The 23,007-nt window shown below is 60.3% G+C and carries 18 protein-coding genes; 13 read left to right on the top strand and 5 right to left on the bottom strand.

Annotated features, from left to right (window positions below; translation table 11 throughout):
• Positions 1 to 224: 224 nt before the first annotated feature.
• From KRR38_RS15215 to KRR38_RS15180, 8 genes are all read left to right on the top strand, one after another.
• Positions 225 to 2,249, top strand: coding sequence for a conjugal transfer protein TraG (locus tag KRR38_RS15215; RefSeq protein WP_217402923.1), 2,025 nt, complete (start codon positions 225 to 227; stop codon positions 2,247 to 2,249).
• A gap of 12 nt (positions 2,250 to 2,261) precedes the next feature.
• Positions 2,262 to 2,675, top strand: a complete 414-nt coding sequence (locus KRR38_RS15210) for a CopG family transcriptional regulator (RefSeq protein WP_217402922.1) — start codon at positions 2,262 to 2,264, stop codon at positions 2,673 to 2,675.
• A 56-nt stretch (positions 2,676 to 2,731) separates the two neighbouring features.
• Positions 2,732 to 2,953, top strand: a complete 222-nt coding sequence (locus tag KRR38_RS15205) for an AlpA family transcriptional regulator (protein ID WP_217402921.1) — start codon at positions 2,732 to 2,734, stop codon at positions 2,951 to 2,953.
• A 549-nt stretch (positions 2,954 to 3,502) separates the two neighbouring features.
• On the top strand, positions 3,503 to 4,645 hold the full coding sequence (locus KRR38_RS15200; RefSeq protein ID WP_217402919.1) for a tyrosine-type recombinase/integrase: 1,143 nt from the start codon (positions 3,503 to 3,505) through the stop codon (positions 4,643 to 4,645).
• Between the two features lie 783 nt (positions 4,646 to 5,428).
• The gene (locus tag KRR38_RS15195) at positions 5,429 to 6,268 is read left to right on the top strand and encodes an SDR family NAD(P)-dependent oxidoreductase (protein ID WP_217402918.1); all 840 of its coding nucleotides are present in this window, start codon (positions 5,429 to 5,431) and stop codon (positions 6,266 to 6,268) included.
• Positions 6,269 to 6,600: 332 nt separating this feature from the next.
• Positions 6,601 to 7,101, top strand: coding sequence for a VOC family protein (locus KRR38_RS15190; protein ID WP_217402917.1), 501 nt, complete (start codon positions 6,601 to 6,603; stop codon positions 7,099 to 7,101).
• On the top strand, positions 7,098 to 8,300 hold the full coding sequence (locus KRR38_RS15185; protein WP_309141059.1) for an amidohydrolase family protein: 1,203 nt from the start codon (positions 7,098 to 7,100) through the stop codon (positions 8,298 to 8,300). The genes KRR38_RS15190 and KRR38_RS15185 overlap by 4 nt, the downstream gene beginning before the upstream one ends.
• A gap of 154 nt (positions 8,301 to 8,454) precedes the next feature.
• The gene (locus KRR38_RS15180; protein WP_217402916.1) at positions 8,455 to 10,188 is read left to right on the top strand and encodes an FAD-binding protein; all 1,734 of its coding nucleotides are present in this window, start codon (positions 8,455 to 8,457) and stop codon (positions 10,186 to 10,188) included.
• Positions 10,189 to 10,201: 13 nt separating this feature from the next.
• Here KRR38_RS15180 and KRR38_RS15175 read toward each other — a convergent pair whose 3' ends face one another.
• The 5 genes from KRR38_RS15175 to KRR38_RS15155 all read right to left on the bottom strand — a co-directional run bounded on the left by KRR38_RS15175 (position 10,202) and on the right by KRR38_RS15155 (position 15,402).
• Positions 10,202 to 11,143, bottom strand: coding sequence for a LysR family transcriptional regulator (locus tag KRR38_RS15175; protein ID WP_217402910.1), 942 nt, complete (start codon positions 11,141 to 11,143; stop codon positions 10,202 to 10,204).
• Positions 11,144 to 11,511: 368 nt separating this feature from the next.
• Positions 11,512 to 12,858: an SRPBCC family protein gene (locus KRR38_RS15170; protein ID WP_217402907.1), complete on the bottom strand. Its 1,347-nt coding sequence runs from the start codon at positions 12,856 to 12,858 to the stop codon at positions 11,512 to 11,514.
• A 412-nt stretch (positions 12,859 to 13,270) separates the two neighbouring features.
• Positions 13,271 to 14,560, bottom strand: a complete 1,290-nt coding sequence (locus KRR38_RS15165) for an MFS transporter (protein ID WP_217402905.1) — start codon at positions 14,558 to 14,560, stop codon at positions 13,271 to 13,273.
• Complete coding sequence (locus KRR38_RS15160) at positions 14,557 to 14,700, bottom strand: hypothetical protein (RefSeq protein ID WP_217402903.1); 144 nt, start codon at positions 14,698 to 14,700, stop codon at positions 14,557 to 14,559. Before KRR38_RS15160 ends, KRR38_RS15165 begins: the two co-directional genes overlap by 4 nt.
• Before the next feature lie 450 nt (positions 14,701 to 15,150).
• Positions 15,151 to 15,402, bottom strand: coding sequence for a VOC family protein (locus KRR38_RS15155; protein ID WP_217402902.1), 252 nt, complete (start codon positions 15,400 to 15,402; stop codon positions 15,151 to 15,153).
• 344 nt (positions 15,403 to 15,746) lie between these two features.
• Here KRR38_RS15155 and KRR38_RS15150 point away from each other — a divergent pair, with 344 nt between their 5' ends.
• From KRR38_RS15150 to KRR38_RS37380, 5 genes are all read left to right on the top strand, one after another.
• A complete protein-coding gene (locus tag KRR38_RS15150) occupies positions 15,747 to 18,206 on the top strand; it encodes a TonB-dependent receptor (protein ID WP_217402900.1) in 2,460 nt (819 codons plus the stop codon).
• Positions 18,207 to 18,313: 107 nt separating this feature from the next.
• Complete coding sequence (locus KRR38_RS15145) at positions 18,314 to 19,297, top strand: phytanoyl-CoA dioxygenase family protein (RefSeq protein WP_217402898.1); 984 nt, start codon at positions 18,314 to 18,316, stop codon at positions 19,295 to 19,297.
• Positions 19,298 to 19,369: 72 nt separating this feature from the next.
• Positions 19,370 to 20,473, top strand: a complete 1,104-nt coding sequence (locus KRR38_RS15140; protein ID WP_217402890.1) for an alpha/beta hydrolase — start codon at positions 19,370 to 19,372, stop codon at positions 20,471 to 20,473.
• Between the two features lie 19 nt (positions 20,474 to 20,492).
• Positions 20,493 to 21,335 (top strand): SDR family NAD(P)-dependent oxidoreductase, encoded by an 843-nt coding sequence (locus KRR38_RS15135; protein WP_217402886.1) that lies wholly within the window; start codon positions 20,493 to 20,495, stop codon positions 21,333 to 21,335.
• A 49-nt stretch (positions 21,336 to 21,384) separates the two neighbouring features.
• Positions 21,385 to 22,992 carry a GMC family oxidoreductase gene (locus tag KRR38_RS37380; RefSeq protein ID WP_217402885.1) on the top strand — a complete coding sequence of 536 codons (1,608 nt, stop codon included), beginning with the start codon at positions 21,385 to 21,387 and terminating at the stop codon, positions 22,990 to 22,992.
• Positions 22,993 to 23,007 lie beyond the last annotated feature (15 nt).

Raw genomic sequence — 23,007 nt, 5'->3', positions numbered from 1 at the left:
AAATCTTCCAGCCTCCGGAGACCTACGATGAACCCGAACAAGCTTCGTACGACTCGCGTGCTAAGCGGCATCGTTGAAGAGCTCCCGGCGGTCTCAGCTCCAGGCATTTCGCACCCGAAGAGTCCTAAGCAGTCCTCTCCAGGCACCAGTGGTCTAATTACGGGGCATTCGGATCGATGGGAAAATGACGCTCGCCCAACCCCTGGGCTCACGGAGCGGCGCTCATGACCCCGACAAAGATCCTCATCGGCCAGATCATCGTCGTATTCTGCATCGTCATCGGCGGCGTCTGGGCTGCCACCCAGTGGTGCGCGTCGATGCTCGGCTACCAGGCCGAGCTTGGGCCTCACTGGTTCGAGATCTTCGGAATCCCGATCTACCGTCCTTACCAGCTCTTCCCCTGGTGGTATCACTACGATGCCTATGCGCCCAAGGTCTTCGACAAGGCAGGCATCGTCGCCGGCATCAGTGGCTTCGTCGGCTGCGCGGCTGCTGTGATCGGCTCGCTCTGGCGCTCGCGGCAGGCGCGGCATGTGACTACCTATGGCTCGGCGCGCTGGGCGACTTTGCGCGAGATGACCCGCGCGGGCCTGTTCGGTAGCGCGGGCGTGTTCCTCGGATCCTTCCGAGGACGCTATCTGCGTCACGACGGCCCCGAGCACGTCATGGCCTTCGCACCGACCCGCTCGGGCAAGGGCGTCGGCCTCGTTGTCCCGACCCTGCTCGGCTGGCCAGGCTCGGTCGTGATACACGACATCAAGGGCGAGAACTGGGAACTGACCGCCGGCTGGCGCAAGAAGTTCAGCCACGCTCTGCTGTTCAACCCGACCGACCGGTTCTCGGCCAAGTACAATCCGCTGCTTGAAGTCCGGCGCGGCGCCAACGAGGTCCGCGATGTCCAGAACATCGCCGACATTCTTGTCGATCCCGAAGGTGCGCTCGAGCGGCGCAGCCACTGGGAAAAAACCAGCCATAGCCTGCTTGTCGGTGCGATCCTCCACGTGCTCTACGCCGAGGAAGAAAAGACGCTCGCGCGGGTCGCGACTTTTCTCTCCGATCCCGAGCACACCTTCGCCGTCACACTGACGAAGATGATGTCGACCAATCATCTCGGCAGCGAAGTAGCGCCGCGGGTCCATCCGGTGATTGCCTCGGCAGCGCGCGAAGTGCTCAACAAGAGCGAGAACGAGCGTTCGGGCGTCCTCTCGACGGCAATGAGCTTCCTCGGTCTCTATCGCGATCCTATCGTGGCCGAAGTCACCAGCGCGAGCGACTGGCGCATCGCCGACCTGGTAGACGGCCAAGCTCCCCTGTCGCTCTACCTCGTCGTCCCGCCATCCGACATCAGCCGAACAAAGCCTCTCGTTCGCCTTGTGCTCAATCAGATCGGTCGGCGCCTCACCGAGAAGCATGGGGATCAGGGGACGGTGGGTCGCCGGCGCGAAGTCCTGATGATGCTCGACGAGTTCCCGGCGCTCGGCCGGCTCGACTTCTTCGAGACCAGCCTTGCCTTCATGGCCGGCTACGGCGTGCGCGCCTACCTCATCGCGCAGAGCCTCAACCAGATCGACAAGGCTTACGGCGAGCACAATTCGATCCTCGACAACTGCCATGTTCGCGTCGCCTTCGCGACCAACGACGAGCGGACGGCTCGGCGGATTTCCGAAGCGCTCGGCGTCGCGACCGAGCAGCGCGCCATGCGCAACTATGCCGGCCACCGCCTCGCGCCCTGGCTCGCTCATGTCATGGTCAGCCGCCAGGAGACTGCGCGCCCGCTCCTGACCCAGGGCGAGGTCATGCAGCTACCGCCGCAGGACGAGCTCGTCATGGTCTCGGGCATCGCGCCGATCCGTGCTAAGAAGATTCGGTATTTCAAGGACCGCATTCTTCAGTCGCGCATCCTGCCGCCGCCGCAACTCACGGAAGGCCGATATCCGGATATCCCGCCGAAGCGGCCTAATGACTGGGAAGGGATGGTCAAGTCTGCCGACGCCCGTTTGCTACCAGAACACAAGGCCGCGGAGGCGAAGCCCAGCGGGCACGAGCCGCAGCGGCAGCGCGACGTGTCGGAAGAGCAGCCGCGTAAGCAAGAGCCCGAGCAGGAGGTCGACAGCCTCGGTCTCGACCCCGACGACGCCGATCCGGCCACCGACAAGCGCGTGATGGATCAAGCGAACGGCAGCGCCGTGGTCCGTGCGCATGGGATCAACCAGGTATCGCCCCGCGACCCCGATGCCCCTAATTTCTGAGGAGCGCCAGCGATGAAGGAAGAAAGCGTCCGCTATCAGCTCTTCCTGCCCAAGGGCCTGGCTTACCGGTTCGAGGAACTCGCCGCGAAGCCGGGTGTCTCGAAGTCACGCATTCTCGCCGATGCGGTGGCTGCGTGGATCGACGGGCAGGCGCAATCGGATCTCGAGCAGCGCTTTGGCCGCAGGCTCGATCGGCTGACGCTCGCGCTGGGCCGGGTCGAGCGCGACGGCCAGGTCACGCAGGAGACGCTCGGGCTCTTCGTCCGCTATCAGCTGATGGTGCAGGCGCCGCTACCCGAAGCCGATGCGGCGGCCCGCGCGGTGGGCAAGGACCGCTTTGCGACCTTCGTCAGGCGCGTCGGCGAGGCCCTGGCCGGAGGTCGCCGGGCGCTATCTCCCGATCACCTTCCCGGCACTGGCGCGTGAATGGGACGCTCGGCGGACCACGCCGAGCTTTTTGAGGTTCCTTAGGAATTGAGGCGATGTCTGATTTTCCAGAAATGCCCGAGCGTTTCCTCAGGCTTCCCGAGGTTAGCCGCCGGGTAGGCCTCGGCAAGTCGATGATTTACGATCTTATCAAGCAGCAACGCTTTCCGGGCCCTTACAAGATTTCACCCTACGCCTCGCGCTGGAGTGAGCGCGAGATCGTAGCCTGGATCGCGGAGGTCAAGGACGGGTTTGAGGGCAAGCGGCGGAAAATATGATCTCTCCGGTGTCGCACGCGATGACCGGCGATGCGTGGCCGAATGAGCGTCTTCGAAAGACCGTGGTGCTCGGCGTGGCTCCGGGGCAATGCTCCCGTGGCCTTGGGCCACGCGTTCTTGCCAAATTGCGCGGGTTGGAACCGTGGGCTCGGTTTCCGAGGCGACTATCGCACACTCTACATTGGTAGGGCTGGTGAACGACTACCTCCCAATGCCAGTCGATCACTTGGCTTACCGCGGGACACCGCAAACAGACAGTCCCGATCCTGCCACCATTGCGGCGTTCGCGCGGGACGGAGTCGGCGACAAGAGTGATGTGTCTGGATCCAGGCAGTACGAAACTACCGGCTAATCCGAGATTGCGAATATTGAGCGTTCTATCAGAGCGTCGATCGTCGTAGATCAGGGCATATGCACAAATTCATGTTGAATATAACCCGATATGAATCGAATTTATACTCTGAAAGTGATACGTAATAGCCATTCGTGATAATGGAAGATTATCGTGACCCTATCATTTAAGCCATTTTGCCGGTATCGCTCGCGGCGATGGCTAAAACCGCGCTGACCCGTATGGAACCCGCGCCGCCCGAGCGGCTGTCGGACGTCGTCGGCGAGGTCACCGCGCTCGCACCCGAGCGCGTGATCGTCGATCCGAGCCTGGTCGAGGCCGCGGCGCGTGCCTGGTCGCCCAACACCATTCGCGCGTTTCTCTCCGACATTCGGCTCTGGGATAGCTGGTGCCGGCTTTCGCGCGTCACTGCCGGGGAGGCGACGGCGCAGACTGTTGCTGGCTATGTGCGGGCGTTGTCGGGGCAGGATCATGACAGCGCGGCTGCACGCGCTACGGAAACGCGGGCTGCCGCGACGATCGCGCGCTACCTCGTCTCGATCGGGTGGGCCTACCGCATGGCCGGGCGCGACGATCCGACCGCGGCGCCGCTGGTGCGGCTCGAGCTCAAGGCCGCGCGCAAGGTGCTGGGCACCCGGCAGCGCCAGGCGCGGGCAATCCGGTTCAAAGGGGAGGGGAGCGACCTCGATGCGCCGGCGAGCGGCGTGTCGCTTGGCGTGCTGCTCAAGGCGACACGCCGCGATCTGCTCGGGCTTCGCGACAGGGCCTTGCTCCTGACCGCTTACGATACCGCCTGCCGCTGCTCGGAACTCGCAGGGTTACAGATCACCGATATCGACGGGCCCGATACTGACGGGGCCGGCGTTGTCGAAATCCGGCGCAGCAAGACCGACCAGGACGGGCAGGGGACTCAGGCCTATCTGTCGCCGGTGACCATGCGCGCGATCGCGGAATGGCGATCGAAGGCAGCCATCACCCGGGGGCCGCTGTTCAGGCGCGTGGAAACCTGGTTCGACGGTTCGATCCGGTCAGTAGGTGAGGGGCCGTTGCACCCCGGCTCGATCACGCTGATCTACAAGCGGCTGATCCGGCAGGCGTTTGATAAGCGAATGCTCGGCGACATCAGCGAGACCGAGGTCGTGCGCTGGATCAAGGCCGTGTCGTCGCATTCAATCAGGGTGGGCGTGGCGCAGGACAACTTTGCCGCGGGCGAGAGCCTGCCGGCGATCATGCAGGCCTATCGCTGGCGCGACCCCAAGACGGTTCTGCGCTACGGCGCCAAGCTCGCGGCCAAGAGCGGAGCGAGTGCGCGGATGGCGGCGCGGTTTCACGACAAATGATAAGCCGTTCGTGGGTTCGAATCCAAACGGAGGGAAGCGAATTTATGTTATAAATAATTGAAAACAAATAATTAAATCAACTCATCTTTTTGAGCCCCACACTCAGCCCCACATACGTTCGCGGACAATCATGGATCTCCAGAGATTCTTACTGCTCGGGCGGGTTTGCCAACAATCGCCCAGTTAGGGGGAAGCTGCCGTGCGCGATCCTGGCCATCTCGGACGCTCCAATTATCAACCCGCTCCAGTTGCACCGCGTTGAACGGCTGTTCGGTATGATCGACCTGTCAGAACGGAAGCGAAGGGCGGCAACGGTTGAAGGGTTGCTCGCCTACTTCGCGCCATCGACGGCGTAAGCCATGCTCAATGTGGGTGGGTCCTTCTGACGGCCTCACCGCCAAGGGTCGCAGCAACCTTCGCACGAAATCCCGTGCACAATTTGCTCACGAGTTTTTGTTGACCCCAATCCTCTAAACTATTTGAATGCGGCGCTGAAAAAGGTACGAGGAAGGTACCTGGCGGTCCGCGTTCGATCGTCATGGCGGCGGACGAGAGCAAAACCGTGCGAGCGCTGGGAGAAATCATGGTGGTGCCTCTGCCGCGCTCATCGTTGCGGCAGACCCGGGAATTGCTCAGACGACCGCCGCGACCCCGCTCAGTCCGCGGCGCGCGCGATCGTTGAGCATAATTACCGGTGCCATTCGATCATGCGCGCGTTTGGAGCAGTTGAAGGATTTCGATCACAAGGCGGAGCCAACTCCGTGTCGAGAGAAGGGATGCAGGATGGCAGGCCGGGTAGAAGGTAAAATTGCGCTGGTTACGGGCGGCGCCAGCGGCATTGGCGAGGCGACAGCGATGGCCTTGGCCAAGGAAGGCGCGCGAGTGGTCGTTGCCGACCTAAACGCCGACGGGGCCACCAAAGTCGCCGATGCGATCAAACAAGCTGGTGGGTCCGCAAGTGCTCAAGCCGTAGATATGGGGGATGAAGGTCAGATAGCCGAATTGATCGCCTCGGTTGTCTCGGCGGATGGACGCCTTGATATCCTGGTTAATAATGCTGCCGCCGTTCACCTCGTCGCCCAAAGTCGCGATAGTAACATTGTTGATATCGATTTGGGCGTTTGGGACGAAAGCATTCGCGTCAACTTGACCGGCGTGATGCCTGCGTCGCGCCACGTCATTCCGCACATGCTGCGAAATGGCGGCGGCTCGATTGTCATGGTTTCATCGATGGCGTCATTTGGCGGCAGTGGCATCCATCCGGCCTACGACGTGACCAAAGCGGGAGTGAACGCCCTGGTTCGGTCAATCGCGGTAAAATGGGGCCAGCAGGGCATTCGCTGCAATGGCATTGCGCCCGGCCTTACTCTCAGCCCCAGCGTAATCGGCCATTTCGATCCGGCCGAACAGCAGGTTTATCGCGACTGGCTGCTGACCCCTGACATCGGCCAGCCCAAGGATCAGGTTGCGACGATACTGTTCCTGGCTTCCGAGGATTCCGCCTATATCAACGGAGTTGTCATTCCGGTGGATGGCGGGACGGGCGTGATGAATTCTGTAATGCCAGCCTTGGCTCGGCTGCATGGGCAGTCGCCTCTTGCGGAAGGGCGGCTTGCGACCTGAATTCGGAGAAGTGGCAGGGCGAATCCCCGCGTTAGTGGACGCAGGCCAATTACTCAGTGTTGCAAAGCGGTAATGGCCATATCGCAGATCGGTAATAGTCGGCGGTTCGAAGATTGATAAAACAGTGCTTTGCGATCGGCTTGGCTAAGACAATGAAGTTCGACCCTCTTCAAAACTCAGCAGTGAGCAGGGAATTTGCTTCCGCGAGGCGGCATTCGGCTAAGTCGCCCGTCGACACGATTCGCGTCAACTCTGCCAATTTATGTTTGGCTCGACCATGAATTCGAAATCCAGGGCGGAAATATATATCGCCATTATAAACGGAGTGGCATATGAAAGGCATCAACATGCTTCACCACATCGGCATGTCCGTTCCCTCTCTCGACGAAGCGCGAAGCTTTTATGTCGATGTCCTAGGGTTCGAGGAACTCGGTGCCGGGGAATTCGAACGGGATCCGGAGATCGACCGGATCATGGGGCTGAAAGACTCTGCGGCGCGGGCCGTCTATCTGCGTCTTGGTGATGCCAAGATCGAGATGTTCGAGTTTTCCGCTCCGGCGCAGGGGCGCGGGTCCGCCGATCGACCTGTGCATCTCCATGGATTCACGCATATCTGCCTGGACGTGACCGACGTGCTCGGGCTGCACGCTCGTCTCGCCGAAGCGGGAATGTCCTTTCACAGCGCGCCGGTAGAGAAAATGGGAGTGCGCACGGTCTATGGACGTGACCCCTTTGGCAACGTCATCGAACTCCAAGAAATCGTCACGGCCGATCCCACCGACGGGGAAATTCTACCGAACGATACGCCGGCGATGGAAGGAGAGGCGTCGTGAGCGACGATGACCGATTTCTGTTCCGCGGCCTATGGGTCTGGAACGGTCGGGACGACGGCCGCATCCGCACCGACGTCCTTGTCTCAGCTGGGCGCATTGAGGTGGTCGGGCCATCTGCCGCGGGTGTGGCGCGCGACGCCCGGGTGATCGAAGAGCCTGACGCAACGTTGATCCCAGGCTTAGTCGATGGCCACGCCCATCTGAGTTTCCCGGAAAGCTCCAGCCCCACCGCGGTGGAGGACACGCCACCCGAGGAGACAGTATTCGTCACCATGCACAATGCCCGCCGGATGATCGACGCGGGCTTTACCAGCGTGATCGGCGCGGGATCGCCAAAGCTGCGCTCAGAAATTGTCGTTCGCAACGAGATCGATGCTGGCCGCGTGCCAGGACCGCGGTTGTTGGCCTCAACTCCCACGCTTACAGCTACCGGCGGCCTGAATGATACCGGCCAGCTTCACCAGCAGCGCGATGTCTCGGCGATAATTGTAGATGGTCCCATCGCGATGCGGCGCGCCGTGCGGCTTTGCTATCGCGAAGGCGTAAATGTCGTGAAACTCAATATTTCGGGCGACGACTTCTTTCCGCGGCCGAGAGGCCGGGTGACCACGATGGCCGATGACGAAGTTGCGGCGGCCTGCGAAGCCGCAGGTGAGCTGGGGCTTATTGTCGCTGCCCATGCGCGTTCCGCCGAATCAGTCAAACGAGGGGTGCGTCACGGCGTGACGATTATCCACCACGCCGATTTCTGCGACGAGGAAGCACTCGATGTATTGGAGGCCGCGAAAGATCGTGTCTTCGTCACACCGACGACCAGTTTCTATCACGGCCTGCTGCATCTCAGTCACTGGCCGGAGGAACTGCTGGAGCAAATGATGGTGCGCGAGGCGTTCGAGGCCAATGTGGCGACGCACAAAGAATTGCACCGCCGTGGCGTGCGTATGCTGCTCGGCTCCGACTACGGCATTTCCTTCATGCCGTGTGGGACCAATGCGGCGGACGTCGGGCATCTGGTGCGTTATCTCGGGTTCACGCCGCAGGAGGCGCTACGCGCGGCTACCTATCACGGAGGGCTTGCCGCAGGCGCCGGGGGGCACAATCCTCCCGGGGGGGGCCGGCCGACCTTCTTGTGGTCGCGGGCGATCCGACCGGCGATCCCGACCTCGTCGCGAACGCCGACAATTTGCTGGTCATCATGAAGGGCGGGGTTCTGCACAAGGGCGCGCAGCGGCTCAGGCCAGCCGTTCCGGTAGCGGCCCGAAGCTAAGATTCAATCGGAGAGTCCGTCGACGGCGCAGGCCGAAGCGGGTGCCTAAAGATGGGCTGTAGTGACCAAATGAAGGGTCGTAATTGATGGATCAGATCGAAAGTGAATATGACGTGGTCATCGTCGGCTCGGGGGCCGGTTCCGTGCCCTGCGCCCTCAAGGTCCGTTCCGAAGGAAAAACAGCCGCAATCTTCGAGAAGCTCTCCGTATTCGGCGGGACCACCAGTTTTTCGGGCGGAGTGCTGTGGATTCCCGACAACCCATTGATGAAGGAAGCGGGCATCGAGGACAGCTTCGATCGCGCCGAATTGTACCTGAAAAGCGTGGTCGACTATGTCGGCCCATCAGTAAGCGCCGAAAGGACAACGTCGTTCCTTAACGCAGGTCCGGCGATGGTCGAATTCCTGCGCTCCAAAGGCATGAAATTCCGCCGACCGTTTCATGACTGGCCGGACTATTATGACGACGCACCGGGTGGATCTCCCGAGGGGCGATCGTTGTTGGCGGAAGTGTTCGATATCAGCCAGCTGGGCGAGTGGCGCGACCGGCTGTCAATCTATGCGCCGCTCGCGCACATGCCGCTCTCCGCCGAAGAGTTCACGACACTGTTTACCATGCGCAAGACTTTCGCGGGAAAGTTGAAGGCGCTCAAATATGCCACCTTGATGGCACGGGACAAGCTCCTGGGCCGGCAGACGATAGCCAATGGAGCGGCAATCCAGGGTCGGTTGCTGCAAATAATCCTCCGCGAGAAAGTGCCGCTTTTTCTGGACACGCCGAGCGAGGAGCTGTGGCTGGAAGAGGGAAAGGTGGTCGGCGTCAAGGTGCGCCATAAGGGCCGGACGGTATCGGTTCGGGCCCGCCGCGGCGTCGTCATCAATGCGGGCGGTTATGGCCATGCGATCGAGTTCCGCGAAAAGCATGGCCGCGGCCGGGAGACGGCCATTCGCTCGCGCGCCAATCCAGGCGACCTGGGCGGACCTCTGCAGGAAATGATGGCGATGGGCGCGGCAACGGAAAATCTCGATGCGGCGTGGTGGGTTATCACTTCGCAGAATACCGATGGGTCATGGCCCGAAGGGGCGACCATGCCGGACGGCCAGGTTTTCAGCTTCATGCATCATCTAGACCTCTCGTTACCCCACTCGATCATGGTTGATCAGGACGGGCAGCGCTTTTGCGACGAGGCCGGAGCCTATATGGAAATCGGCGAACGGATGATCCAACGCCAACAGGCGACCGGACGGGGCATCCCGGCGTGGATGATTTTCGACAAGCGGCATCGCGACTGGTACCCTTGGGGAACTATGCCGCCGGGCAAGACCCCCCAATCCTGGATCGATAGCGGCTATATGAAGAAGGCTGAAACGCTTCCAGAGTTGGCCGATCTTTGCGGCATCGATGCGGCGGGCCTCAGTACCGAAGTAGCCCGCTTCAACCAGTACTGCCGCGATGGACGAGATCCGGATTTCAACCGGGGAGGAAGAGCCTTCGACCGTGCTCACGGCGATCCCACGGTAAAGCCTAACCCCAATATGGGTTCGATCGAGCAAGGCCCGTTCTACGCGGTTCCTATGTATCCTGCCGACGTCGGCACGGCGGGCGGCGTGGTAACCGATGCGTTCGCGCGGGTGATTGGCGACGACGGTCAGGCAATCGCCGGCCTCTACGCCATCGGCAATTCCGCGGCATCACCGTTCGGCCGTTGCTATCCGGCCGCAGGTGCCACCATCGGGCCATCCATGGTATTCGGGTATGTTGCGGCGATGCATGCAATTGGCGACAACAAACTGGCCGAGGTTACCGGGGTATCCGCTTGAGCAAAGACCCCTTTCACGCGGCGAAGGGGATAATATCAACCTCTTCGTCGCCTACTTCATTGGCAAGGAATTCGACGAAAGCTCGCGCACGTGAAGCCATGCCGCTGCGGTGGGGAAAATAGGCGTAAACCTCGGACCCGCTCTCGGATTCGATCGCATGATCGACCAATAGCGCTCGCAGCTCCCCGCGCCGAAGGAAGGGTTCGGCCGCCTGCCGATGAACGAGCGTAATGCCGAGTCCGGCGACGGCGGCGAGGAGGACGCCATCGATCTGGTCCGAGATCTTGAGGCGTGCACGAGGCGCAACGGATATGGCGGTGCCATTGCCCGGAGGCTTCAACAGCCAGGCGACCGAACGGACGCCGTCGGGTTTCGCTTCGATACAATCGTGCTCGGTTAATTCGTCGAGCGAGCGTGGGACGCCCATTTTCGACAAATAGCCGGGCGATGCGACCAGAACGAGCTTCGGTCTGCATACAACCCTTGAAATATAGGCATTTTCGTCCGGTGGGCCATAGCAAGTCCCGATGTCATGGCCCTCGATCAGTAAATCGCCGCGGTGATCGTTAAAGGCGATTTCCAGAGTGATATCAGGATATTTCGCCAGGAATAGCGGTAGCTTGGGTAGAACGTGGGACTTACCGTAAGCGTTGGTCAACGATACCTTCAGGGGGCCGCCGGTGTTGTGGCCGAGGCCGCTGAGCATGTCGGCAACGTCGGCTAGCAGCTCATCTAGGCGGTCTCCAATGGCACTTCTGAGGGCGACGCCTTCGGCCGTAAGCTTCACCGAGACCGTATTGCGGTTGAACAGGCGTGCCCCGACGCTGGCCTCGAGCTGTGCGATTGTTCGGCTGACCGACGCAGGAGTCATGTCGAGCCGCCGCGCAGCTTTACTGAAGTTTTCCGACGAAGCTGCCACGCTGAAGACATGAAAGCTGCGCAGTGCGTCTTTCACAAGATCATCCTCAATCCTTTGCCCGCACCATAGTCGCATGTGCCGGCACGTGCGACTATGGCGCGGATGCGTATCCGCTCGCAGACTAGTCCGGCCGATGCTCCCCGTCGACGTCGAAAGCCCGAAATCGGGCAGCGACGCGCCACCACTGCAAGATGATGCGGTGTCACTCAGGTGCGATAGCTGACGAGGACAAAGGCGCCGCTATTTCAGCCCTCTCCGCCCGCTAGTACCGAAGAACGATTGCGAATGCGCGGTCGCTACATACTTACCAACTGAAATAGGGTGTGCGCAGCAATGTCCCAAATCCATCAAATCTCTCCTCTGCAAGAATTATCTCCAGAGTCGAAGGCTGATGCCACTTCTTGTCATTCGTCGAACAGGTATTCGTAGAGCGCTCGATGCATGTTGGGAATTTCCGCTTCTTGCACCGGGTTCGTGCGCGAGCCGGAAAAACCGCGTGAGTGCATTCCCTTCTGGACATACCGGAAGTTGCCGAAGTCCTGCATCAGGATCTTGCCGAAATGCTGTTCAGTTTCGTCGGTCCAGTCTGGGTAAAATTCGCGGTTGAGTGGCGGCTCCTCGCCGGGGGCAAAGCGCGCCAATGACCACACGTCGAAGATACATTCGTTCGGGTTATCGCCATGCGGTCGCGCCCGATAGGCAATCGAACCGTCTGCCATCTGCAAAAAGACATGGTTGGGGAAGATATGCCAGTTCGTGCCTGCCGCAATCTGCTGCTCGACGGTCAACGGCGGCCAGCCCGAGCCATCCGATTCTGCTGCTTCGCGATGAAAGCGCTGTGCCGCCATCATGACGTCGACCGGGTCACTGCCAGCGGGAACCTCGGTCAGAATGCGTTCCACTGAATCCACCGCGCGCTGGGTGAACAGTGCGTTGAGCGTTTGATCCATCACCCGATAGAAATTGACAAGTCCCTCGCGTGTATCGGCTGGCACCTCGCGACCGGTCCGGCGCGACGGAGCTCCCAGTGGGCGGGCTTCCGGCAGGTAGTAATACATCCCGTGACGACCGTAAGTCCGGGCAGCCGTCATGTCGTCGCCACCTTCATCGAGAAGCTGGGGATGCGTGGCCGCCACGTGGTAAGCCTCGTTGAAGCCTTCCAACGCAGTCTTCCAGTTGCATGGAAGAACGACGCTCTTGTACCAGCGGTAGCGCCAGGTATGGAACTCGAATGGGTCGAGAAAAGCCGGCACAGGATGGAGGAAATCCTGCAGGGGCTCAGCGTCGGCATCCATGTTGATGAAGACGAATCCGCCCCATGTGCCGATCAGCGTCTCCTTAAGGGCCAGATCGGCCTTGTCGAAACTCGCGCAACCTTCCCAATTGTGTTCGTCCGTTATTTTCTGAAGCGTGCCGTCTAAGCTCCACCGCCAGCCATGATAGCGGCAGAACATGAACTTTGTCCGCCCGGACTGTTGTTCCATAAGGATACGGCCGCGATGCTGGCAGACATTGTAGAAAGATTTTATCTCATCGGGCGCCGTTCGCACGATGACGATCGACTCCCCGGCGATTTCGTAGGTGACGAAGCTACCCACCTCCGGTAGCTCTTCCTCGCGGCAGGCAATTTGCCATACTCGCGGCCAGAGCCTGTCGCGCTCCAACCTTGCGAATTCGGGCGAAATGAAACCGTCCTTGGGAACGAAATCCTCGCGAATATCGCTTTTTGAGAGATTGAGGGTCTGAGCCATTTGTTCTCACCTGTTGTCCGGCGCGAAGGAACTTTGCTGAGGCCCTGCACAACATGGCTGGCCCCTTTCCGAATTCCTCCAGTGAACTACAGGCTAGCACAGTAGATTGCCCGCGCCCTTTGCAATATGGGAATAGGGTTGTGCGTATTCGCAATAGGCCAACGAATTACCCTCTCGATCGATCCGTGCGCTCGCCCAAGCACGGCCGGAGAAAAGAGGGCGCGAACTTCGAATACCATGCGGCTGAAGGTCGAAACGCATTCATCACCGTGGATCGCCCGCGGGGCTTTATGGCGTTCCGTGAAGGATCCGCCCGTTCCGCACCGACCACGTTCCTGGATCTAAAGTCGCAGCTTGGCGCTCAGTCGCGCTAGCCAAGGAGCCCATCACCGCTGGGGGCATGAAACCCCTTTTAGGTAATCTCGGGGATCTCCGGGTACCTGCCCATCGCAAGAATTGCGGCGACAGCTGCCACAAATGACGAGATACACAGACCGAGGCCCGCTTGATGCCCACCAAGCCATTCGTAGAGATGCGTCATCGCGCTGATGTAAACCGGGATGAGCATTCCAATGACGAATACACAGAGTCCGAAAATTGCGGAATACGAAGAAAACCCCATGTAGCGGGCTATCAGGAACGCGATAACAGGCATCTGGGCGCCCTGCGCGGCTCCGATCGCAATCGCTCCAGCCAGAGCTGCTCCTGTTTCGATAGATTGCGGCAGCAGGAACAGGCAGCCGGCAACTCCGATGACCATTGCGCCGCAAGTGACCAGCGGAGCCCAAAAACGATCGACCAGCGCCCCGCTCAAGAGACCGCCAAAGAAAGCGGCGCCGCCGAGAACGCCAATGAACGAGGCAGCGGTGAGAGGAAGTACGCCCTTGTCGACCAATATCGGCTGAAATTGCTGGAGGAGCGCGATGCAGGGCGCATAGCCCAATCCGGCGGCGGCGCAGAGCAGAAGTACCTTGCGGTGGGCAAGCAGTCGCCACGTGCTCGTTCGTCCGGCGGCGGCGGATTGAGCTTCGCTACGCTGTTCGCTGGAACGCCCGGGCACGAGAAAGTACACCATCGGTAACGCGACGAACAGGATCAGACTGCCTAGTGCGAGGAAGCCCGCGCGCCAGCCCGCTTCGGAGATAATGAGATACAGGACGGGTGGCATGATTGCGGAAGCAGCTGCCATGCCCGAGCGCGAGATCGCCAGTGCAAGGCCGCGCGATCGCGCGAAGCTTGTGCTGATGACCCTGTTGAAGCTCATGCCACCGTTACAGGTGCCGACCAGCATCGTGAAGAGGTACAGCAAGTAGAACGCCGTGAGCGACGCCCACAGCGACGCAAGTGCGACATAGCCGACCAACATCGACGATAGGCTGCCAAGCAGCATGATGCGCGGCCCGAACCGATCGACCATTCGCCCTAGTTGGGGACTGGCGAACGCAATGATCATGCTAGCGTTGAACGCGAAGGCAACCTCGCTTCGCGACCAGCCGAACTCATGCTGCAGCGGCGTGACGAATAGGCTGGAAACGCTGGGCCAAAGCGACACACCTACGGCACCAGCCACAAAGGCGGCAAGTCCGGGCCGCCATTGCCTGCGCCACTCCTCTATCACTTCCGCAGCGGTGGGAGCAGCGGATTCGTTGCCCAGGGGAACCGGGGGCCGAAGGGCGGCGCGGTCGGTCCTGACGCCGGTCATGCGACGCACTTGCCCGCGCGGAGCGGAGTGGTGAACATGAGGCGGGCGCGCCATTCATCCCGTGCCAGCCAATTGTGAAGCTGCTCGCGCCGGGAACTCGCAATGCCCGTGCAACTGACGAAGTCGGTCCGTATGATCATCAGTCAGGCTCTCCCGTTTTATCGCCTCGTATATTTGATTACGGCGCCAAAACAGGTACCATATGGTGACTGCCGGTCGTTTGCCGCACGGGAGCGTGCGGCGGAATCGCGATTAACTGACAAATTGAGCTAACGCGAAAGGCGCGGCCAGCTTCGAGCCATGGCGGCAAACCCGGTCGCGCTATCGGGTTGGCCATCGTCAGTTTATGCCGGGGGTCGCATCCATCCATCGCAGCAGGTTTTCGCAAACCCTGCGTTCCGCCAGTTCTACGACATATCCGAGGCTCGCTTCAGTATCGAGGTGGATGATCGCGGGTCTCCCGTCGACACGGGAATCGATCGTCTCGAACAGGACCGGCGTATCCGCGGGCGCGACCGGAGCACCGTCCACAATGAAGCATACATGGAAAATGCCTTCGCCGCGGCGTGTCAGCCAGTCGCTCGCCGTGCTCAGCCAACCTTGGGTTCGACCATCTCGAGTGACAGATCGCCAAGGCGGGCGAACGCGTTGCGTTTAACAACTTGCCCAATCTCGTCGCGGAACCTTGCACGATAATTAATGGCCGTTTCTCGCCACTGGGAAATACCGAAAATCTCTCCGTACGCCGCCATGCTCTGCGCAAGATCCCGCACCACGACGCCGAGCTGGTAAGGCTCGGATTTGCTTAGATAGTGGGGAACGGTCGCAAGGATCCGGTTCATGCGGTCGGCTTCCGGATCGGAGTGGATTTTGGGGCACAGTCGGGTTCGAAAATCCCGCCCCCGAGGATTTAAAGGCAATTAGGCATTGCGCAGCGTCATAAAATCAGTAATTGGTTCAAAAAACAAGGAGAGGCTAGTTCTCGAACTCGGAAAGGCCGTTTTGGTGGCAGGCATAGCGCACTGAACGCTGTGCAGCCGTCAGGAAAGTTCCGCGAGTCACCAGCCATCCAGCATCAGACTCGCGTCATGCCCCACGGGCGAGCGCTGGTCTGCAAGCTCAGTATTTCGAACGGGCGATACTTGAAGAGTTCGACTGAATTGTGTTTGCCAGGGGAGGGGAGTTAATGAAGAATTTTAACATGTTGATGGCGGGAACCGCGCTCGTTGTGGTAGCGTCGCCGGCCGTGGCCAATGCCCAGGGCACAGCGTCGGCCGCTGAAGCGACGCAGGCTGCTGAGGACACCGCAGGCGTTTCCGATATTGTCGTCACTGCGAACCGCCGTGAAGAATCTCTCCAAAGCGTGCCGATCGCGGTGACAGCACTCAGCGGCGATATGTTGGAACGATCGAGCATCGTGTCGCTGAGGGACATTGCTCAGCTTTCGCCAGGCTTGCAGATCATGCCGGCTTTCGTGCCCGGTAATGCGATCTTCCAGATCCGCGGCCAAGTTCAGACCGATACGTCGCCGACTATCGATCCATCGGTCGGCGTCTATTTCGACGACGTCTATATTGCCCGTTCGGCCGGATCGCTGACGAACTTCCTCGACATCGCGCGGGTCGAAGTACTTAAGGGTCCTCAGGGAACGCTGTTCGGAAAGAACACTACCGGAGGTGCTATCCGGATCGTTTCCAATCGGCCGACCGGCGATTTCGAAGGGTACGGCAAGGTTGGCTATCAGAGCTACGATAAGGGGACGCTGGAGGGGGTTATCAATATTCCGCTCGCCGAGGGCGTGGCGTTCCGCGGTGCGGCCCAGTATGTTCACAAGACCGGCGGCGCGTTCACCAACGGCGTCAATGGCAAGCCGCTCGATACGGACAAGACCTTCTTTGGTCGCGGCTCGCTGCTTCTGAACCCGACCGATCGATTCGAAGTGCTTGTTCAAGGCGATTATACCCATGTCAACGCTGGCGGGTTTGGGAACTATCTGAAGGACTTCATCCTCGGAAACTCGGCTTCGACGGCGCTCAACAACGCCGCTCGAATTGGCCAGCCCGGCAACATCGCTGCTGGCACAGCAGCACTGCTTGCGGAAGCCGCGGCAATACGAGCTAATCCCCGCACCCTCTACGCGGACGTTCGCGCGGTCACCGCGACTTCTATAATTTACACGCCGGGCGTTGCCGGTGCACCTCCGACACTCACCTACGTCGGGGGCGAGATTAATCCCTACAACCGCTACAAGGCCTATGGCGGCGCAATCAACGCGAGTTATGATCTGGGTTTCGGAACGCTCCGGTCAATCACTTCGCTTCGCCGCGTTCGATATGATAGTACCTACAATACTGATGGCGTCGGGATCAATTTCATTAACAAGTCACGGGGCCGAGTTCATAGTAATCAGTTTAGTCAGGAAGTTATCCTAAACGGACAGGCGATCGATGACCGGCTGAATTGGACCATCGGAGGTATCTATTTTGACGAAAAAACTACGCAGAGGGACTTCTCTTCGTCGCTGATTTACCTTCAGGCGCCGGCCGGGGTCGCTGGCGCCACCACTGTTGCCGACAGCCACAATGAATCTTATGGATTTTTCGCCCAAGGTACGTTCAAGCTGACGGATGCATTTTCAGTGACGGGCGGCGTTCGACGCAGTCACGACAATCGTGGGTTCGTGGCGAACGCCGTCACCAACCGTTTGAATGGGACAGAAGTGTGTAGCTACACGGCAGCAAATGGCCTCGCTACGCTTCCTATCTTCACGGCTCCCTGCACCCTTAGCCAGAAGACATCGTTCAATCAATGGAGCTATACCGCTTCTGCGAACTATCAGTTTGGTCAGTCGCAGCTCATCTACATCCGCACCGGTCGTGGTTACCGGTCGGGCGGCTTCAATGCGCGCGTCGGCGGTCCCGACGAGCTGGGCGCGTTCAAACCGGAAGTTGTCACGGACTATGAAATCGGTCTCAAAGCCGATTGGCTCGATCGCCGCTTGCGCACCAATATTGCCGTCTTCACGTCAAAGTCGAGTGACACCCAACAGACATTGAATGGCCAGAGGACTCCGCCCCTCACCGGTACATTCACCAAAACGAGCAATATTGGTGTTCGCAAGGTCCACGGCTTCGAATTTGAAATGACGGCAGTTCCTTCCGACTTCCTGTCATTCGACTCAAGTGTCGCCTACACGGAGGGAAGCCTCGCCAATCCTTCGGTGCCTGACGTCAAGTATTTGAACGATACTCCTAAATGGACTGTCGGTGTCGGAGCGACATTGAAAGCACCAATTGGCGAGACGCTTGAAGCAAACTTGCGGCTGGACGCATCCTATCGCGACAAGATGTACTCGGCGAACGTCTTGCGCGGCCCGGCTCCGGCCGGATCGCCTGCAGGTACATTGGGACCGATCCTCTACATCCCGTCCTATCGCGATCGGACTCTGCTTAATGCGCGCCTGACCCTGACGCATTCGCCAACCGGCATCGAGTTGTCGGTGTTTGGCACCAATCTGTCTAACCAGTTTTATGAAGCCCGATCGCTCGGAATTGGCGGTTTGGGTAACGCGGTCTCCACTTATGGCGAACCGCGCGTGTTCGGCGCCGAGCTAAAGGTTCCCTTTGGCCCATCGGTAGGGCGCTGACGAGGCGCCGGCGGTCGGTCGGCGAGGCTTTTGCGGTCTCGTCGCCCGTCGCCGGTTATTCCCGGCGAGCCAGCATAAGTTTTGGATAGCCGACGAGGAGTATCGTTATGGCGGCGCGAGCACTTAATCTACCGGATGCCGAGGATTTGAACGTCCTTGATGTCCACCCTCTGCGCGAGATGGAACCTTCAAACCACTTGCTCGAGGATCATGCCGCCCTGATGCGATCCTACGAAGAGAATGGCTACCTCTTGTTGCGACAGATTCTCAACCCTGAGTCTGTCGCGGAGGCCCGCGACGCCATGTTGGCAGTGGCGGCGCAGGTTGGCCTTACCGAACCAGGCGACAGCACCGGCGTGTGGACGGGCAAGCCCTTCCTGCCGGGCATGGAAGAAAGCCCGGAGTTCAGCGGGATATCACACCGGCTGATCGAGCACCCTGAGAATCGCGCGGTTCTGGAAAAAATCCTGGGCGAGCGCCTCTCCGTCGTTCCGATCGTTCAGTACCGGATCTACCCGCACGGACCTGGGACCGCAGTGCATCAGGACGGATTCCAGAGTCCGGGCATCAAGGACTACAAGCCTGTCTGGATCGCCCTAGCCCCCTGCGATCGTACTATGGGCGGCCTGATGGTCGCAGTTGGCCAGAATAAACGTGGGTTTTTCAACAATATTGCCAAGCCGGCGCCTTACCCGGTACCGGAGGGTGTTATTCCCGCTGATAGCTGGGCAACGACCGACTACCAGCCTGGTGACGTGTTGATCGTGCATCCCTATACGCCGCACGGAGCAAGGCCCAACGTATCGAACCGGTTGCGTGTGAGTTTCGACACCCGCGTGCAGTCGGCGAGAAACCCCAGCGCGATGGCAGTGACCGTCAAATCGGTGACGCCTGATTCGATTACGGTTGATGCCGACGAATTGGGCGAACGGACCTTTAAGGTCGATGAGGACACTTTCGTCCGTGTCGTTCATCCAGGTGTGCGTGAGCCGTTCAACAAATTTTCGGAAGTGACCAAGCCGGGAATGCGCCTTGTCCTGGTGCGAGAAGGTGATCGCGTGGCGATGCTTCGCAAGGCCTCCGAAGGCTGACGAAATTCGGGGTGCGACCCCACCGACGACCATCGGTGGCGCAGCGCCTTATGGCTGGATGCTGAAGATCTTATGAAACGGTTCGAAATCCGTGTCGACGTCTCCTCGGTGTTGCCGTTTCCAGCGCCAATGGAACTGGCCGCCACGATCGTGGTGCCTGACACTATCGATGAGAGCGGCCGCCCAATCGTCATTTTCGGAGTGCCGGGAGGCGGGTATGGGCGGAGGTATTTCGATCTCGATCTCGCGGGGCACGAAGGATATTCGGAAGCTGCTTATCACGCCGAACGCGGCATGATCTTCATAGCCCTCGATCATCTCGGCGTGGGCGAAAGCAGTCAGCCCGACCCCACGAAGATCGACTACGAGACCCTCGCGACAAGTTACGCGTACGCCGTGAATTCACTTAGCGCCGGACTGCGCGACGGGTCGCTCGTTGACGGGCTACCCGCACTATCCGATCTGTTTGCGGTTGGTATCGGGCAATCGATGGGCGGCGCCGTTACCATTTTGACGCAGGGGCGCCTGGCTCCGTTCGACGCGATCGGCGTTTTCGGCTACAGTGCTTTCCACACGGTCATACCTCAGCCGACGACCGGGGCCACCGAAGCCGGAATCCGACGGTTCGATGACTTGGCGCCGGGCAAATATAGCGACCCCTTTGCTCCGGGTCGCCTCAACATTGATTATATCTGGCCCTTTCACTGGGAAGACGTTCCTGCAGAGATCGTCGCGATGGATACCGAAGGCGGTTACCCTCAGCGCCGGACCAGCCCGTCTTTCGGCAGCCTCTCCATGCCCCATTGCGCAGTGCAGATGATGCTTCCCGGCGCGGTGGAGGCAGAAGCCGCTGCGATCACGGTCCCGGTATTCGTCGGCGTCGGTGCCCGCGATACTAGCCCGGATCCTCACAGAGAGCCGGCCGCATATCCCAATAGCCCCGACATCAGCTTGATGGTCGTACCGACAATGGCGCACATGCACAATTTCGCATCCACCCGAGAAGTTCTTTGGCAGCGGACATCTGCCTGGGCGTGTATGGTGGCGGGGGCTGCGAGATTAATCGTACCGACCATGCGCGGTGCACGTCCCGATAATCCAGCATCCGTCCACGAGAAATTGGAAGAGCAGCCGGTTTGCCTTCCTGCCGGTTCCACTCGATTGCCCCCAAATTGAGCCTTCTGAGGAGTTGAATATGCCGCGTCCACAAAAGCATTGGGATCGTCTGACGGGAAAGGTGGCGATCGTCACGGGAGCAGGCGCTCGTGGCGGGATCGGCAATGGCAAGGCGATGGCACTTCTGTTTGCGGCCGAGGGCGCGCGGGTTTGCGCAGTCGACCGAGACGCCGAACTGGCCCAGGAAACGGTAGATGAAATCGTGGCCGCTGGTGGCGAAGCGTTCCCGGTCATCGCCGATGTTGTGGTCGAATCCGAGTGCAAGCGGATCGTCGATGAGACCGCCGCGCGCTATGACGGGATCGATATCCTGGTGAACAATGTCGGGATCAGCAGCGGCGGGGGACCAATTTCAGGCCTCGACATGGCTGTGTGGTCCAATGTGATCGACGTGAATCTTAAAAGCGCGGTGATGTTGTGCCGCGACGTGCTGCCGCACATGATCGCCCGTGGTGGGGGAGCGATCGTCAACATCGGTTCCGTTGCAGGCATACGCGCCCACGGCGGGAGCCTGGCTTATGGCCCATCCAAGGCAGCTCTAGTCCAGCTTGCCCGCGAAATCGCCGTTATGCATGGGCGCGACGGCATACGCGTCAATACTGTTGCTCCGGGTCACATCTTCACGCCACATGCAATGAACGTGCTTGGCGAGGAGGCACGCGCTGCACGCCGTGCGGCAGCCCCGCTGGGGATCGAAGGCGATGCCTGGGACGTCGCCCATGCAGCGCTATTTCTTGTCAGTGACGAGGCACGATTCCTTACCGGGCTGCTTCTGCCCGTAGATGGCGGCGTCACAGAGATCGGGCCGCTTTCCTCCCACGCGCTGATCGAGCGCGAGCTGGCAGCCATTTCCGCGCAGTAGGACCGGCGGACGATCTCATCATTGGGTGCGGGGACGGGAGTGTGACGGCGTGGAAATACCATACGATTATATTGTCGTCGGGGCGGGTTCATCAGGTTCGGTTCTTGCGGAGCGGCTTTCATCCGACGGGCTCTCCCGCGTGCTTCTCGTCGAAGAGGGAGGCCCAGCAAACTGGCTGAGCCGCATGCCGAAGGGCTACGGCAAGCTGCTGAGCGACCCGCTCTTCGCACACTTCTACCCCACGAGCCGACCCCTTGAGGCGCGTGGCCCTAGCGAGACCTGGGTTCGGGGCCGGATGGCTGGCGGATCCAGCGCAATTAACGGCATGGTCTGGATACGCGGTGCCCAGGAGGACTATGATAGTCTTGCGGCCGCCGGCAACGCGGGGTGGGACTGGAATGTGATGCGGCGCTGCCTCAAGGCTCTGGAAAACCATCACCTCGGGGCGAGCGAGGACCGGGGCGCTGATGGGCCCCTCCCAATCCATACAAATCCCGACCGAACGCGCTTGGCCGATGCTTTCATCGCGGCCGGTTCCGAAGCAGGGCTCGCGATCAAGGACGACCAGAACGGACCGGTGCAGGAGGGCATCGGCTATGCGCAGTGGAATATCGATCTGCATGGCCGCCGGGTCAGTGCCGCGCGTGCGTTTCTCGAGCCGGCCCGGGGACGGGCCAATCTGTCGTTGCGACATGGGATCCAAGTCAGGCGGGTGCTGTTCGAAGAACGCCGCGCGGTCGGGATCGCGGCGACACAAAACGGCCAGCCAGTCGAGTTCCGGGCAAACAGGGCGGTGATACTGTGTACCGGCGCGATCATTACGCCCAAATTGCTGCAGTTGTCCGGCATCGGCGATTCCGCATTGCTGGCAAGGCACGGGCTGCAGGTGGTCCAGCACAGCCCGCTGGTCGGCAAGCGTATGCACGAACATCTCGGCTTGCCATTGAGCTTCCGGCTGCGCCACTGGCAAGACAGCGATAACCGGCAGTATTCCCGGACGCGGCTGCTGCGAAATGTTCTGCATTACGCACTTCGTGGCAGGGGCCCGATGGCCCGCGGGGCGGCCGAAGCGATTGCCTTTGTCCGTGCCTTGCCGGGTTCGAACCGGCCCGACACGCAATTGATGTTCAATCCCTTTTCGCTGGGCGAAGCGAAAGACGGAATCTCATTCGAGGACGAGCCGGGGATGCAGTGCTACTCGTACATCCTGCGCCCCGAAAGCCAGGGCTACGTGGAGATCGTGTCGGCCGATCCTTCGGCCAAGCCGCGGGTTGATCCGAATTACCTGGCGACCGAGCGCGACCGGACAACCTCGGTCGCGGCGACACGCTTCATCCGTCGAATCCTCGAGCAGCCCCAACTAGCTGGCCTGGTGGTTGGCGAGACAGCCAGGACAGCTTGGGCGCAAAGCGACGATGAGATTCTTCAGCTTTACGATCGGTACGGTCACTCGGGCTATCACGCCGTTGGTACTGCGGCGATGGGACCGAGTGAGCAGGACGTAGTCGATGACCGCTTGCGGGTACGTGGGATTGAGGGTTTGAGAATCGCCGATTGCTCGGTCTTCCCGCAAATTCCTTCGGGAAATACCAACGCACCGGCCATGGCCCTGGGCTGGCGTGCCGCTGAAATCCTTCGGGAGGATGCGGTTGTCTGACATGCTCGGCGCGGT

Source organism: Novosphingobium sp. G106 (assembly GCF_019075875.1).
Classification (GTDB): domain Bacteria; phylum Pseudomonadota; class Alphaproteobacteria; order Sphingomonadales; family Sphingomonadaceae; genus Novosphingobium.
The sequence above is the reverse complement of the archived record's forward strand: the minus strand, read 5'-3'. Positions and strand labels throughout refer to the sequence as shown.

Bases quoted from the DNA above. Each gene is read 5' to 3' on its own strand.
- KRR38_RS15215 (WP_217402923.1), top strand. From the start codon at position 225: ATGACCCCGACAAAGATCCTCATCGGCCAGATCATCGTCGTATTCTGC.
- KRR38_RS15210 (WP_217402922.1), top strand. From the start codon at position 2,262: ATGAAGGAAGAAAGCGTCCGCTATCAGCTCTTCCTGCCCAAGGGCCTG.
- KRR38_RS15205 (WP_217402921.1), top strand. From the start codon at position 2,732: ATGTCTGATTTTCCAGAAATGCCCGAGCGTTTCCTCAGGCTTCCCGAG.
- KRR38_RS15200 (WP_217402919.1), top strand. From the start codon at position 3,503: ATGGCTAAAACCGCGCTGACCCGTATGGAACCCGCGCCGCCCGAGCGG.
- KRR38_RS15195 (WP_217402918.1), top strand. From the start codon at position 5,429: ATGGCAGGCCGGGTAGAAGGTAAAATTGCGCTGGTTACGGGCGGCGCC.
- KRR38_RS15190 (WP_217402917.1), top strand. From the start codon at position 6,601: ATGAAAGGCATCAACATGCTTCACCACATCGGCATGTCCGTTCCCTCT.
- KRR38_RS15180 (WP_217402916.1), top strand. From the start codon at position 8,455: ATGGATCAGATCGAAAGTGAATATGACGTGGTCATCGTCGGCTCGGGG.
- KRR38_RS15170 (WP_217402907.1), bottom strand. From the start codon at position 12,858: ATGGCTCAGACCCTCAATCTCTCAAAAAGCGATATTCGCGAGGATTTC.
- KRR38_RS15165 (WP_217402905.1), bottom strand. From the start codon at position 14,560: ATGACCGGCGTCAGGACCGACCGCGCCGCCCTTCGGCCCCCGGTTCCC.
- KRR38_RS15160 (WP_217402903.1), bottom strand. From the start codon at position 14,700: ATGATCATACGGACCGACTTCGTCAGTTGCACGGGCATTGCGAGTTCC.
- KRR38_RS15155 (WP_217402902.1), bottom strand. From the start codon at position 15,402: ATGAACCGGATCCTTGCGACCGTTCCCCACTATCTAAGCAAATCCGAG.
- KRR38_RS15150 (WP_217402900.1), top strand. From the start codon at position 15,747: ATGAAGAATTTTAACATGTTGATGGCGGGAACCGCGCTCGTTGTGGTA.
- KRR38_RS15145 (WP_217402898.1), top strand. From the start codon at position 18,314: ATGGCGGCGCGAGCACTTAATCTACCGGATGCCGAGGATTTGAACGTC.
- KRR38_RS15140 (WP_217402890.1), top strand. From the start codon at position 19,370: ATGAAACGGTTCGAAATCCGTGTCGACGTCTCCTCGGTGTTGCCGTTT.
- KRR38_RS15135 (WP_217402886.1), top strand. From the start codon at position 20,493: ATGCCGCGTCCACAAAAGCATTGGGATCGTCTGACGGGAAAGGTGGCG.